Below are 13,981 nucleotides of genomic sequence, written 5' to 3'. Positions count from 1 at the left end.
GGGCCGACCGGTTCACCGACGGTCGTGCGCGGAGTCCACGCGCTCGGCGATCCGCTCGGCGAGTTCATCCACCAGATCGTCGAGTTCGCGTCGCAGGTAGTCGCGAGTCACCGTGTCGCCCACGGCGATCCGGACCGCCGCCAGCTCGCGAGCGAGGAATTCGGTGTCGTCTTTGGTCTGCGCCGCACGCGACCGATCCTCCTCGAGTGAGACGCGGTCCCTGTTCTCCTGACGATTCTGGGCGAGCAGGATCAGCGGTGCGGCGTACGCCGCCTGCGTGGAGAAGGCGAGATTGAGCAGGATGAACGGGTAGGGGTCCCACGCGAACGCGAACACCCCGACGTTCAAGATGATCCAGACCACGACCACGATCGTCTGGATCGCCAGGTAGCGCCCGGTGCCGAGGAATCGAGCGACCCGCTCGCTGTATTGACCGACGACGTCGGTGTCCAGATTCAGGCGCAGCCGGCTGCGGCCGGAGTCGGGAGTGTCGAGGTGACGACCGGTCGGGCTCATCGCGTCACCCCGTGACTCTGCAGGTCGGCGGGGTGGTGATCGGCGGGTCCGTCGGCGTCCGGGTCCGTCTCGCGCCAGTCGCGGGGCAGCATGGCGTCGAGCAGATCGTCGACCACGACGGCGCCCAGCAGATGATCGTCATCGTCGATGACGGGAGCACAGACGAGGTTGTAGGTCGCGAAGAAGCGCGTCATCTTCTCCAGTGGTGCGTCGGCCGCCAGCCGCGGGATCTCGGCGTCGAGAATTCCGCCGACGAGGTTCGCGGGCGGTTCGCGGAGGAGCCGCTGGGTGTGCACGGCCCCCAGGAAGGTGCCGGTGGGGGTGTTGGTCGGCGGACGGACCACGAACACCATGCTCGCCGACGCCGAGTTCACGTCGGGGTCGCGGACGCGGGCCAGCGCCTCGGACACCGTCGCGTTGGCGGTCACGATCAACGGCTCGGGCGTCATCACGCCGCCCGCGGTGTCGGGGGAGTGCTGCAACAGGCGACGCACCGACTCCGACTCCTCGGGGTCCATGCGGGCCAGCAGCGCCTCGGCCTCGGCGTCGGGCAGTTCGCCCATCAGGTCGGCGACGTCGTCGGGGTCCATCGCCTCGAGGACGTCGGCGGCCCGCGCGGGTGGCAGCGAGCTGAGGATCGCGGTCTGGTCGTCGGTCGGCATCTCCTGGAGCACGTCGGCGAGCCGCTCGTTGTCGAGGGCCGCCGCGATCTCGTCGCGGCGCTTCACCGGCAGTTCGCGCAGCGCGTTCGCCACATCGGGTGCGCGCATCTCCTCGAACTGGGCCAATGCCATCTGAACGCCCTGTCCGGGGCGCGCGAGTTCGAGGCGGTTCAGGCCGCGGACGTGGCGCCACTGCACCACGATGGTCTGACCGCGTCGGCGCAAGCCCTTGCGGACCGCGCGCAGGGCGACGCGGCCGACGACCCAGTCGCGGGTGCGCGTCTGTTCGATTGCGATGTCGACCACCGCGAGATCGACGCCGTGCAGTTCGGGGTAGTCCGGATCGTCCGTGCGCGCCGTGGTGTCGAGGATCTGACCGACCGCGAGCGCCTCGTTCGGGCGCACGCGGAGTCGGCGCAGATTCACGTGCCCGGTCGTGAGGGTGACGGCGTCGGGTTCGATGCTGGTGACGCGGAGCATGGGCACGAAGATCCGCCGGCGGGTCGTCAACTCCACAGCCAGTCCGAGGGCGCGGGGCTGCCGGCCGGGCATGTGCATCGAGATCACGACGTCACGCACACGGCCGATGGATTCGCCGTCCGGGCCGAGAACCGCCAATCCGACTAGTCTGGCCACATAGACCTTCAGTGTGGGCGTCATGCCCCAAGCCTAAAGTGATCCGACCCCGGGAGGAGAAGTGACGAATCCGATGCAGCCGATGCGCGGTCTGCCGACGCCGCCGAAGGGATGGCCGGTGGGGTCGTATGAGACGTACGCGCAGGCGCAGAAGGCGGTCGACCATCTCAGCGACAACGAGTTCCACGTCGAGAACCTGACGATCGTCGGCGTCGACCTGATGCAGGTCGAGCGGGTGTTGGGCCGGTTGACCTGGGGGAAGGTGATCACCGGCGGGCTCGGTTCGGGCGCTTGGCTGGGACTGTTCTTCGGTCTGCTGCTCAGCCTCGTGGTGCAGGGCGACATGTGGGTCCCGATCGCATTCGGTGTGGTGGCGGGCATGGTCTTCGGGCTGATCAGCGCGGCGATCCCGTATGCGGTGTCGAAGGGACAGCGCGACTTCACCTCGACGATGCAACTCGTCGCGGGCCGGTACGACGTCCTCTGCGATCCGCGCAGTGCCGAGCAGGCTCGCGACATGTTGGCGCGCCTGGCGATCTGAGCGCAGCCGCCCGCCACGACGTCGCCCCGAACCGCCTGATCAGATGGCCCCGCGGCCGCCGGATGTGACGCATGTGCGCTATGTCACCCGGATGTGGGATAACCTAACTCCCGCATCGGCTTTCACAGCTGATTCTCATGTGACGGCGATCGGCAGGAGGCTGGCAGCGAGATGAGCAAGGGCACAGCGAGATGAGCACGGGCACTTTCGCCTCGGGACGGGGCGCTCGTTCCGCAGTGCGCCGGACGCCGCACCGTCTGCGTCTGCGAATCGGCGCCGCCCTGGCCGCCGTCGCGGTGAGCGCGCCGATGCTCGCCGCCTGCGGGAGCGGGTACGAGGAGGGCGTCCTCAACGTCTACGCGCCCACCGACGGATTCGACTACGTCAAACAGTTCGCGGCGACGTGCAGCAAGGAGTCCGGCGGCAGGTATCGGATCGACGCGCACGTCCTCCCGAAGGAGGCCGACGATCAGCGCCTGCAGCTGGCGCGCCGCCTCGCGGGCAACGACCGGTCTCTCGACCTCATGCTGATGGACGTCGTGTGGACGGCCGAGTTCGCGAATGCGGGCTGGATGGTCCCGGTGCCCGACGATGTCGCGGCGCGCGTCGAGGACGAGAACCTCGGCGGTCCGGTCGAGACCGCGATGTGGAAGCGGCCCGACGACCCCGCCAAACGGTTGTACGCGATCCCGATCTGGACCAATACCCAGCTGCTCTGGTATCGCCCCGACCTGATGAAGGGGACGCCGAGCGCGAAGCGCGTCGCGCAGGAGCGCGCCGCCGACCGCGGTCGCTCGAGCAAGAGGAAGCGATCGCCCGACGCGAAGCGACCCGAGTCGGCGTCTCCGGCCCCGCGGACCTGGGACGAGATGCTCGCCGACACCGAGGTGATCGGTCGCGAACACGGCGTCACGCAGATCCTCGTGCAGGCCAAGCAGTACGAGGGCCTGATGGTGTGGTTCAACTCGCTGCTCGAGAGCGCGGGCGGATCGGTTCTCGACCCGGACGATCCGTCGACGGTGACGCTCGACGACACCCCCGAGCACCGTGCGGCGACGCTCAAGGCGCTGCAGGTGATGAAGTCCGTCGCGACGGCCGACGGGCACGATCCCGAGATCACCCAGTCCGACGAGGGGACCGCGCGTCTCGGCATGGAGAACGGCAAGGGTGCCTTCGAGATCAACTGGCCGTTCGTGTGGGCGTCGGCGCGTGACAATGCGGCGACCGGCAACGTGGACTTCCTCAACGACATCGTCGCCCCGTACAAGGCGATGCTCACCGATGAGGACGATCAGCCGACCGACGCCCAGTTGGCTCCGGTGAACCGCAAGATGCGGGCCGCGTTCGACTTCGCCACCTATCCGGGGATCTACGCCGACGAGCCGGCCAAGTCGACGCTCGGCGGATTCAATCTGGCCGTGGCGTCCACCTCCCGACAGCCCGATCTCGCCTTCGAGGCCGGGACCTGCCTCACCAGCAAGAAGGCGCAGAAGGTGTACGCGGTCGAGGGCGGCACACCGCCGACCATCGAGTCGCTGTACGACGACGCCGACTTCAAACTGGCCTACCCGATGGGCGAGATGATCCACGCACAGCTCCAGGACGGCACCGCCGCGATCCGGCCCGCGTCTCCGCAATACCAGGCCATCTCGACGCTCGTGACCGCCAAACTGAGCCCGGTGGGCCAATGGGATCCCGAGGAGATGGTCGACGAACTCGCCGGCGAAGTCCGCAAGGCCGTCGACGGTGAAGGGATCATCCCGTGAGCACCGACGATCCGGACCGCGATGAGCGGTCGCCGTACTACGGACTGACCCCGGGCGGTCCGGTGCCGGACAGCTCGCCGGGACGGCACGCGATGTCCGGCGACGAGCAGCCGGCGGCGACACCCGGCGACGATCCGACGCCTGCGGTCCACTCCGACCAGTGGGTGCCGCCCGAGTCGGTCCGCCCGGCCGCGCCGGCGGTGCCCGTTCCCTCGACGGCGCCCGTACCCCCGAGGGATCCCGTTCCCCCGAAGGATCCCGTTCACCCGGCGACGGCTGCGTCCAGCCCGACCGATGGAGGTGTGATGACCGACGTCGTCGCGTCGGGGACCGGACAACCGGACTCCGACGCATCCCCGAAGAAGCCGGCGCGCCGGGTCACCGGACGTCGATCGTCCGAACGGCGCCTCGCGTACTGGCTGATCGCACCGGCTGCGGTGGTGATGGCGCTCGTCACCGGATACCCGATCGTCTACGCGTTCTGGCTGTCCCTGAACAAGTCGACGCTCACCGCGCCGGACGAGCAGGAGTTCGTGTGGTTCTCCAACTACGCGACGGTGCTCTCCGCCGGATTCTGGTGGTCGGCGTTCGGCATCACCGCGTTCCTCACGCTCGTCTCGGTGATCATCGAACTCGCGTTGGGTCTGGCGATCGCCCTGCTGATGCACCGCACGATCTTCGGCAAGGGCGTGGTCCGAACGGTGGTTCTGATCCCGTACGGCATCGTCACCGTGGCCGCCGCGATCTCCTGGAAGTACGCCTGGACCACCGACACCGGCTATCTGGCGAACCTGCTTCCCGACGGGTCGGCGCCGCTCACTCAGCAGTGGCCGTCGTTGTTCATCATCATCCTGGCCGAGGTGTGGAAGACGACGCCGTTCATGGCACTCCTGCTCCTCGCGGGCCTCGCACTGGTGCCCGACGACCTGCTCAAGGCGGCACAGCTCGACGGTGCCGGCGCGTGGACCCGCCTGCGTCGGATCATCATCCCGATGATGAAGCCGGCGATTCTCGTCGCCCTGCTGTTCCGCACCCTCGACGCTTTCCGGATCTTCGACAACATCTACGTGTTGACCGCGGGATCCAACGGAACGGCATCGGTGTCGATGTTGGGCTACGACAACCTGTTCAAGGCGTTCAACCTGGGTGTGGGGTCGGCGATCAGCATCCTGATCTTCCTGGCGGTCGCACTCATCGCCTTCGTGTTCATCAAGGGATTCGGGACCGCCGCCCCGGGCTCCGACGACGAGGGAAGGTAGGCCGCCGTGTCGACGAACACCCGTAAGAGGGTCGGTTGGACGGTCGCGAACGTGCTCGTGATCCTGTACGCCGTCGTGCCGCTCTGGTGGATCATCAGCCTGTCGTTCAAACCGACCGGCAGCGTGCTCGACGGCAACTTCATCCCCCGCGAATGGACGCTGGAGAACTACCGCGGCATCTTCTCCACCGGCGAGTTCACCTCGGCGTTGATCAACTCCATCGGCATCGGCCTGCTCACCACCGTGATCGCGGTGATCCTGGGCACCATGGCCGCGTACGCCATCGCGCGCCTGGAGTTCCGGGGGAAGAAGCTGTTGATCGGGGCCGCCCTGCTCATCGCGATGTTCCCGCAGATCTCGCTCGTGACGCCGCTGTTCAACATCGAGCGGAACATCGGTCTGTTCGACACGTGGCTGGGCCTGATCCTGCCCTACATCGCGTTCGCGCTGCCGCTGGCGATCTACACGCTGTCGGCGTTCTTCCGGGAGATCCCGTGGGAGCTGGAGAAGGCCGCGATGATGGACGGAGCGACGCCCAGTCAGGCGTTCCGCAGGGTGATCGTGCCGTTGGCCGCGCCCGGCGTGGTGACCGCGTCGATCCTCGTGTTCATCTTCGCCTGGAACGATCTGCTGCTCGCACTGTCGCTCACTTCGACGGAGAACGCGATCACCGCCCCGGTGGCGATCTCCCAGTTCACCGGTAGCAGTCAGTTCGAGGAACCCACGGGGCCGATCGCTGCCGCAGCGGTGGTCATCACGATCCCGATCATCATCTTCGTCATCGTCTTCCAACGTCGTATCGTGTCCGGACTGACCTCCGGCGCGGTGAAGGGATAACCCATGGCCGACATCGTTCTGGAGAACGTCTCCAAGCAGTACCCCGACGGCTCGGTGGCCGTGCACGGGGTGAACCTCGAGATCGCCGACGGTGAGTTCGTCATCCTCGTCGGTCCGTCCGGGTGTGGGAAGTCGACGACCCTCAACATGATCGCGGGTCTGGAAGACATCACCGAGGGCGAGCTGCGCGTCGGCGGGCAGCGGATGAACGAGGTCGCGCCGAAGAGCCGCGACATCGCGATGGTCTTCCAGAGCTACGCGCTCTACCCGCACATGACGGTCCGCGAGAACATCGCGTTCCCGCTCAGCCTGGCCAAGATGGGCAAGGCGGAGATCGCCGACCGGGTGACGGCGGCCGCCGAGATGCTCGACCTCACCGACTTCCTCGACCGGAAGCCCGCCAATCTGTCCGGCGGTCAGCGTCAACGTGTGGCGATGGGCCGGGCGATCGTCCGCACCCCGAACGCATTCCTCATGGACGAGCCGCTGTCGAACCTCGACGCCAAGCTGCGCGTGCAGATGCGCACCGAGATCGCGTCACTGCAGCAGCGGCTCGGGACGACGACGGTGTACGTGACGCACGACCAGACCGAGGCGATGACGCTCGGCGACCGAGTCGTCGTGATGCGGTCGGGCCACGTCCAGCAGGTGGGCGCGCCGCAGGAGCTCTACGACCGCCCGGCGAACCTCTTCGTCGCCGGATTCATCGGGTCGCCGTCGATGAATTTCATCCCCGGCACCCTCACCGACCGCGGCGTCGACTCCGTGGTGGGGCCGATCTCGCTGCCCGATCACGACCGAGTGCTCGCCCGGTCGCGGCAGGCCGGCGGGACCGGTGAGGTGCTGCTCGGCATCCGGCCGGAACACCTGGAGGACGTCGCACTCCTGCCCGCGGGACATCCGTCGGCGTCCACGGTGTTCGACGTCTCGGTCGACGTCGTCGAGTCGATGGGATCGGACAAGTACGTGTACTTCCGGCTCGAGGCCCCCGACCGGGCGGCGGGCGTCCTCGATGAACTCGCCGAAGACCTCGGTTCCACCACCCAGGGCGGCCAGAAGGTCGCCCGACTGTCCCCGGCGTCGAACGCGGCGCGCGGCGGACAGGTTCGGCTCGGCCTGGATCCGGCGAACCTCCACGTCTTCGACACCGCGTCGGGCGCCGCATTGCGGTGACCGTCGGCGACGGTGTTTAACTGGAGGGGTGAGTTCGTCTACGAGTTCGGTCTCCGACCGGGTGGTCGCGCACGTGTCCGCGACGATCGGCTCCGACCCGCAACGGGCATCGGTGACCTTCGTCGGGGTGCAGGCGCTCGACGTCCTGCGATTCGTCGACGGTGACGATGCGGTGTTCGCGTCGGTCGGCTGCGCACGGCATCCGATGCACGACCCGTCCGACCTCGCGCCCGATCCGGTGCGGGGACCGCGCGCCGAGGTGACGATGCGTCTGCGCGCCTCGGTGCCGCTGCAGGGACTGCACCGGTCACTGGCGATGCTCGCGGCGGCTCCCGCGGTGGAGGGGCTGGTGCTCGGCCCCGATTCGCTGGTCGACCTGCAGGAACCCCTGTGGGCGGGTGCGACCTGTTCGGCGTTCCTGCTGGAACCCGACACCGATGTCGAGCCGTTGCCGCTCGACGCGCCCGCCGATCCGGTGACCTTCCTGCGCGCACTGCCGATCACCGCGAACGAGGCCGCCTGGGTGCGTCTGAAGGGCGCCGAGGCCCTCCGCGAGGCGTGGGCCGAGGCCGGTACCGATGTCACCGATCCGCTGCGGGCCCCCGTGAGTCTCTGAGGGCCCCGTGAGTCTCTGAGGGCCCGTGAGTCTCTGACCGGCCTCACAGCCAGTGGTACCGGTGGAAGACCCGCCACAGGGTGAAGCACGCCGCCAGCAGGACGACCAGCAGGATCGGGTACGAGTACTCCAGGTGCAACTCGGGCATGACGTCGAAGTTCATGCCGTAGATGCCCGCGACCGCGGTCGGAATGGCGGCGATCGCGGCCCACGCCGAGATCTTCCGCATGTCGTTGTTCATCTGGATGTTGACCTTGGTCGCCGCCGCGTTCAGGAGTGTGGTGAGGCGATCGTCGTACTCGGCGACCATGTCGTCGACCGCGGTCAGATGGTCGGCGACGTCGCGGAAGTGCTTGCGGATCTCCTTGCCGTTCGGAGTCATCGCACGGGCCACCGGCGCCGTCTTGTTCCCGGCCAGCAGCGACAGCGGGGACGCCAGGGGCGCGACGGCGCGACGCAACTGCAGCACCTCGCGTTTGAACAGGTAGACCACGTCGATGTCGATGTCACGCGACGATGCGGCGAAGGTCCGCTCCTCGAGTTCGTCGACGTCGTCCTCCATCTCGTTGACCACGTCGACGTACGAGTCGACCACCCGGTCGGCGACGGCGTGCACCACCGTCGCCGGTCCGAGCGCCAGATGCTCGGGGGACCGCTCCAGGCGGGATCGGACTCCCGCGAGGTGCGTGTGCTCCCCGTGCCGCACGGTGAGCACGAAGTCCCGCCCGGCGATCACCATGATCTCGCCGGTCTCGACGATGTCGTTGGCGCGGTCGAACGACTCGTGGGCGAGATACTTCACGGTCCGCAACACGAGGAAGACGGTGTCGTCGTAGAGCTCCAACTTGGGACGCTGATGGGCGTGGACGGCGTCCTCGACCATCAGCGGATGCAGGTCGAACGCGGCGGCGACCTCGTTCATCTGCCGTTCGTCGGGTTCATGCAGGCCGAGCCAGACGAAGCCCTCGCCGGTCGTGCGGACACGGGCGAGGGCGTCGTGGAAGTCGGGCGGCGCCGGCTCCCGGCGGCCGTCCACGTAGATCGCGTAGTCGATGACGGCGTGGTCGACGGGCTGCGGTGCGGCGGCGGGCCGGTCGGAGGTCCCGCGTCGATCCGGGCGGGGTCCTGACGGCCTTCTCGGAATTGACGGCACGCCCCGACTCTAATGTGTCGCATACACTCGTCCGGTGGCATTCGACCTCTCGGTGTATACGGCGACGGCGATCACGTTGATCGTCATCATGGATCCGCCCGGCCAGGTTCCGGTGTTCCTGTCGCTCGTCGGCCGTCGGTCCCCGGAGTACCGCACGAAGGCCGCCTGGCAGGCGCCGCTCGTTTCCCTGCTGGTCATCAGCATCTTCGCGGTCGGCGGTCGGGCGATTCTGGGATATCTGCACATCGGGATCCCGGCCCTGCAGGGTGCGGGCGGTCTGCTGCTGCTCCTGGTGGCCCTGCAACTCTTGACGGGAATGGGGGACAGTCCCGTCGACCACGCCTCCGACGACGTGAACGTGGCCCTCGTCCCGTTGGGAACACCGCTGCTCGCCGGCCCGGGCGCCATCGCGGCGGTCATCGTGGCCGTCAGCGAGGGCCACGGCGACGTCGGCGCCTACCTGGCGATCGCCGCGGCGATCCTCACCGCGCACATCGTGGTCGCCGTCGCCCTCTACTATTCGACGACCCTGATCCGGGTGCTCAAGGTCGGTGGGATCACGCTGCTCGCCAAGATCGCGGGTCTGCTGCTGGCGGCCATCGCCGTCCAGCTGATCGCCACGTCGGTGATCGGTTTCGCGGCGACGGCCTGATGCGCAGCCGCGATGCCCGACTACAGTCGACATCGATGACTGAGCCGAACCCGATGCCTGAGTCGACGCCTGAGTCGATGCCGAGGTCCGCGTCGACGCAGGCGCCCGCGACCCGACCCCGACCGGTGCCCACCCGCGCGGCAGCACTGATGGCGGCTCTGGTGGTCGCGCTCATCGCCCTGACGGGGTGCGGATCCGATGATGCGGAACCGCTGCGGATCCGCAGCGACGGGAGTACGCCGATGCGCGTGGCCGCCGCCGTGTACGCCGGGGCACTGGCCCGCACGGGCGTGCCGGTCGACGTCGACGACCCGGCAGGCGGTGATCGTCCGGGGGGCGATCCGGCGAGAATGCGAGAGCTGGTCGATGCGACGGCCCGCGGTGAGGTCGATCTGTTCCCCGCGCTGTCGGGCACCCTGCTCTCCACCCTGGTCCCACGACCGACCGAGACGGCGTCCGCCGACGTCGAGGTCGCGGTCAATCGCGCTCTCCCGCAGGACGTGACGATCGGTGATCCCGCCGCGGTCAGCGATCGACCGCGGATGATCGCGGCCCAGTCGCTGCTCGAGGCCCACGACGTCTCGGCGCTCGCCGATTGCGGGTCATTGCCCGCCGGGTTGCCCGTGGTGACGACCGGCGTGCTGACGCCCGAACTGCGGCACGCATTCGGCGGATGCCGATTCGGAGCCGTCGTCGAGCGCGTCGCCGCCGCCGAGGTCGTACGACGTGCGGCCACCGGGGAGGCGCTCGGCGTCCTCACCGGTTTCGAGGCGGCGGCCGATGTCTCCGAACGGAGCGACGTCGTCGTGCTGCGGGCGGACGGCGACGGACCGATCGCCCAGGACCTGGTTCCGGTGTATCGGTCGGCCCGCATCGGGAAGTCGCAGACCAAGGCGCTCAGCAGGGTCGCCGGGGAGCTGACCACGGCCGACCTCATGGAACTCGTCGCGCGGGTCGACCGCGGCGCCGACCCGCGGGCGGTCGCCGACGAATGGAGATCGACCCGCGGCGTCTGACCGGGGTCGACGCCGCGGGTCGAGGACTCCGCGTTCGGTGGCGGGTCAGACCCGGGAGAGTCCCCACTTGGTCACCCGGGCGCTGATGCCCTGGTATCCCGAGGCGACGAGGCGGACCCCGAGGTCGAGGATCTTGGCGTCGGCGCCGACCAGGACGCGGGCGCGTTCACGTTCCACGGCCTTGATGATGATGTCCGCGGCCTTCTCGGAGCTGGTGCGCGCGAGGTACTTGTCGAAGAACTCGGCGGTCTTCTTCTGATCGTGCTCGCCGGAGGTGGTGGAGTTGCGCGCGATGGCGGTCTTGATGCCGCCGGGGTGCACACAGGTCACCTTCACCGGGTGCTTGGCGATGATCATCTCCTGGTTGAGGGCTTCGGTGAAGCCGCGGACCGCGAACTTCGCCGAGTTGTAGGCGGCCTGGCCGGGCTCGGACAGGAGGCCGAACAGTGAGGACGTGTTCACGATGTGGCCGTCACCGGACGCGATGATGTAGGGCAGGAACGCCTTGGTGCCGTTGACGACGCCCCAGTAGTCGATGTCCATCACGCGCTCGATGTCCTTGAACTCCATCGTCTCGACCTCGCCGTGGTGGGCGATGCCCGCGTTGTTGAAGACGACGTTCACGGTGCCGAAATGTGCGGCGACGGTGTCTGCGTAGGCGAGGACGGCCTCGCGCTCGGCGACGTTGAGCAGTTGCGCGTGCACCTGCGCGCCCGTGGCGGCGACCAGCCGCTCGGTCTCGGCGAGGCCGTCGGGGTTGACATCGGAGACGGCGATCTTGGCGCCGCGACGGCCGAGCTTCACCGCGAGATCCCGGCCCATGCCGGAGCCGGCGCCGGTGATGACGACGACCTTGTTCTTGAAGTCCTTCATGTGTATCTCCTGGTCTGCCTGAACCTCAGGCGTCGATGCCGACCGGCTTCCCGGTGACGGATTCGGTGGTGTCGCTCTCGTCGGCGACGGCGACGTCGTAGGCGGCGATGTCGAAACGACGGGTCTGGTTTCGGAACACGAACGTGAATCCGGGCCACAGGACGGTGATGTTCCCGTTGTGATCCTGGTACCACGAGGCGCAGCCGCCGGTCACCCACACGCTACGGCGCAGGGAGTGCTGAACGTCGGTGTTGAAGGCGTCCTGCGCCGACTTCGAGACGTCGACCCGCGCGAGCCCGCGATCGCGGACGGTCCGGATGTAGTCGACGAGGTAGTTGAGCTGCGATTCGATCATGTAGACCATCGAGGTGTGGCCGAGGCCCGTCGACGGGCCGATGAGCAGCATCATGTTGGGGAATCCGTGCACGAACGCCCCCTTGTAGGCCGCCATGCCCTCGCGGTCCCACACCTGGGCCAGGCTCTCGCCCGCGGCGCCGACGATGGTGTCGAAGACGGGGGAGTCGGTGACGTGGAAACCCGTCGCGACGACGATCACGTCGACGTCGCGGACGGTGCCGTCGGCCGTGACGATGCCGGTCGGGGTGATGCGATCGATACCGCTCGTCACCAGGTCGACGTTGTCCCGGTCGAGGGTCGGGTACCAGTCGTTCGACTTGAGGATGCGCTTGCAGCCGACCGCGAAGGCGGGGGTCACGGCCTTCCGGAGTTCGGGGTCGCGGATCCCGCGGAAGATGTTGGCGCGGCACAGGGCCTCGACGGGTTTGAGGGCCTTCGGTGCGTAGGTCATGCCCGCGGCGACGGCCTCGTTGAAGGTGTAGATGCCGCCGCGGATGGCAGCCTGGAGTCCGGGGACGTGCTTGAACGCCCAGTTCTCGACGCCGAGATAGGGGCGCTCGTTGCGGGGAATGATCCACGGTGCGGTGCGCTGGTAGACGTCCATGTGCCCGACGACCCGGCCGAGTTGGGGGACGATCTGGATGGCGGAGGCTCCCGTGCCGATGACGGCGACCCGTTTGCCGGCGAAGTCGTAGTCGGTGTCCCAGCGGGCGGAGTGGACGATGGTGCCGCCGAACTCGTCGATCCCGTCGATGTCGGGCAGGTTCGGCTCGCACAGGGGGCCGACCGCGCCGACGAGGTTGCGGGCCGTCATCGTGTGCTGCTCGCCGTCGCGGGTGTACCGCAGGTTCCACCGGTGGGTGTCCTCGTCCCACTCCGCGTGGGTCACCTCGGTGCCGAACAGGGTGTGGCCGGCGACGCCGTGCTCGTCGGCCACGGCGTTGATGTAGCGATGGATCTCGGGCTGGTGCGAGTACGAGCGAGACCACTGCGGATTCAGCGCGAACGAGTACGAGTACAGGTGCGAGGGCACGTCGCATGCGGCGCCGGGGTACACGTTGTCGCGCCACGTGCCGCCGAAGTCCCGGCCGCGGTCGAGGACCACGAAATCGTCGACACCCTCCTGGATCAGCTTGATGGCTGCGCCGAGGCCGGAGAACCCGGCTCCGATGATCGCGATCTCTACATCGTGCGTTGTCATAGTGACACCGTAGTGCGGTTACTGAACCTGAGTCAATAGGCAATTGAGCCCGATTCAATAGTGCTAGCGTGTGGTCATGTCCACCGTCAACGCCCGTCCGACGCCGCGGATCAGGATGAGTCGCGAGGCGCGTCGAGAACAGCTGCTCGAACTGGGATTCCAGATGGCGCAAGGCCAGGCGCTGGAGACGATCACGATGGAGGCCGTCGCCGACGCCGCCGGCGTCTCTCGCGGTCTGATCTTCCACTACTTCGAGTCCAAGGGGGACTTCCACCTCGCGGTGGTGCGGAAACTCGCCGATCGCCTCGTGGAACGCACCGCGCCCCGCGAGGACCTCGACGACCCGATCGCCGTGCTCACCGAATCGATGGCCGCGTACATCGACTACGTGTCCGGCAACCGTGACGGATACCTCGGACTGCTCCGCGGCTCGCGCAGCAACGACCCGGAGATCCGCGAAGTGGCGGACGGCACCCGCGCGGTCCTCATCGACCGGATCATGGCCTACGGCCCCGATCTGGGGCTCACCGCCTCGCCCGCGGTGGAGGTGGCCGTCGCGGGGTGGATCGCGTTCGTGGAGGAGACCATGCTCCGCTGGCTGTACGAGCCGGTGATCAGTCGCGACGAACTCTTGTCGATGCTGGTGACGGCGCTTCCCGCCCTCGCCGGCATGGCAGATGCGATCACGGGACCCGACGCCGACGCATAGCGGTCGGCCGGTCG

14 protein-coding genes are annotated in these 13,981 nt (G+C 68.1%); 9 read left to right on the top strand and 5 right to left on the bottom strand.

The features are described 5' to 3' along the window. Positions 1-12: 12 nt before the first annotated feature. Positions 13-516 carry a DUF1003 domain-containing protein gene (locus G528_RS0111980; protein ID WP_026919180.1) on the bottom strand — a complete coding sequence of 168 codons (504 nt, stop codon included), beginning with the start codon at positions 514-516 and terminating at the stop codon, positions 13-15. Continuing rightward, complete coding sequence (locus G528_RS0111975; protein WP_026919179.1) at positions 513-1,838, bottom strand: magnesium transporter MgtE N-terminal domain-containing protein; 1,326 nt, start codon at positions 1,836-1,838, stop codon at positions 513-515. The genes G528_RS0111980 and G528_RS0111975 overlap by 4 nt, the downstream gene beginning before the upstream one ends. Before the next feature lie 49 nt (positions 1,839-1,887). Between G528_RS0111975 and G528_RS0111970 the strand changes: the two genes are divergently transcribed. From G528_RS0111970 to G528_RS0111945, 6 genes are all read left to right on the top strand, one after another. Further along, positions 1,888-2,355, top strand: coding sequence for a YflT domain-containing protein (locus G528_RS0111970; RefSeq protein WP_425402236.1), 468 nt, complete (start codon positions 1,888-1,890; stop codon positions 2,353-2,355). Between the two features lie 191 nt (positions 2,356-2,546). Then, positions 2,547-4,121, top strand: coding sequence for an extracellular solute-binding protein (locus G528_RS0111965; RefSeq protein ID WP_084638179.1), 1,575 nt, complete (start codon positions 2,547-2,549; stop codon positions 4,119-4,121). Between the two features lie 92 nt (positions 4,122-4,213). Next, on the top strand, positions 4,214-5,380 hold the full coding sequence (locus G528_RS0111960) for an ABC transporter permease subunit (RefSeq protein WP_084638190.1): 1,167 nt from the start codon (positions 4,214-4,216) through the stop codon (positions 5,378-5,380). A 6-nt stretch (positions 5,381-5,386) separates the two neighbouring features. Further along, positions 5,387-6,217 (top strand): carbohydrate ABC transporter permease, encoded by an 831-nt coding sequence (locus G528_RS0111955; protein WP_026919175.1) that lies wholly within the window; start codon positions 5,387-5,389, stop codon positions 6,215-6,217. 3 nt (positions 6,218-6,220) lie between these two features. Further along, positions 6,221-7,390: an ABC transporter ATP-binding protein gene (locus G528_RS0111950; RefSeq protein ID WP_026919174.1), complete on the top strand. Its 1,170-nt coding sequence runs from the start codon at positions 6,221-6,223 to the stop codon at positions 7,388-7,390. A gap of 28 nt (positions 7,391-7,418) precedes the next feature. Next, complete coding sequence (locus G528_RS0111945; RefSeq protein WP_026919173.1) at positions 7,419-8,006, top strand: suppressor of fused domain protein; 588 nt, start codon at positions 7,419-7,421, stop codon at positions 8,004-8,006. Between the two features lie 43 nt (positions 8,007-8,049). Here the strand turns inward: G528_RS0111945 and G528_RS0111940 are convergent, their stop codons facing one another. Next, entirely contained in the window at positions 8,050-9,159 is a 1,110-nt protein-coding gene (locus G528_RS0111940; protein WP_026919172.1) for a magnesium and cobalt transport protein CorA, read from the bottom strand. A 34-nt stretch (positions 9,160-9,193) separates the two neighbouring features. Between G528_RS0111940 and G528_RS0111935 the strand changes: the two genes are divergently transcribed. After that, positions 9,194-9,811, top strand: a complete 618-nt coding sequence (locus G528_RS0111935) for a MarC family protein (RefSeq protein WP_026919171.1) — start codon at positions 9,194-9,196, stop codon at positions 9,809-9,811. A gap of 35 nt (positions 9,812-9,846) precedes the next feature. Continuing rightward, positions 9,847-10,827: a glycine betaine ABC transporter substrate-binding protein gene (locus tag G528_RS0111930; RefSeq protein ID WP_245569756.1), complete on the top strand. Its 981-nt coding sequence runs from the start codon at positions 9,847-9,849 to the stop codon at positions 10,825-10,827. A gap of 45 nt (positions 10,828-10,872) precedes the next feature. Here G528_RS0111930 and G528_RS0111925 read toward each other — a convergent pair whose 3' ends face one another. Together G528_RS0111925 and G528_RS17370 are read right to left on the bottom strand one after the other, a co-directional pair. Next, positions 10,873-11,700, bottom strand: a complete 828-nt coding sequence (locus tag G528_RS0111925) for an SDR family NAD(P)-dependent oxidoreductase (RefSeq protein ID WP_026919169.1) — start codon at positions 11,698-11,700, stop codon at positions 10,873-10,875. 25 nt (positions 11,701-11,725) lie between these two features. After that, positions 11,726-13,258 carry a flavin-containing monooxygenase gene (locus tag G528_RS17370; RefSeq protein ID WP_035719899.1) on the bottom strand — a complete coding sequence of 511 codons (1,533 nt, stop codon included), beginning with the start codon at positions 13,256-13,258 and terminating at the stop codon, positions 11,726-11,728. Between the two features lie 76 nt (positions 13,259-13,334). On the opposite strand from G528_RS17370, the gene G528_RS0111915 reads away from it, so the two are divergent. Then, complete coding sequence (locus G528_RS0111915; protein ID WP_026919168.1) at positions 13,335-13,967, top strand: TetR/AcrR family transcriptional regulator; 633 nt, start codon at positions 13,335-13,337, stop codon at positions 13,965-13,967. Positions 13,968-13,981 lie beyond the last annotated feature (14 nt).

The sequence above is a fragment of the Gordonia shandongensis DSM 45094 genome (assembly GCF_000423025.1).
Lineage (GTDB): Bacteria > Actinomycetota > Actinomycetes > Mycobacteriales > Mycobacteriaceae > Gordonia > Gordonia shandongensis.
Note: the sequence above shows the minus strand (reverse complement) of the source record. Positions and strands in the feature narration are given on the sequence as shown.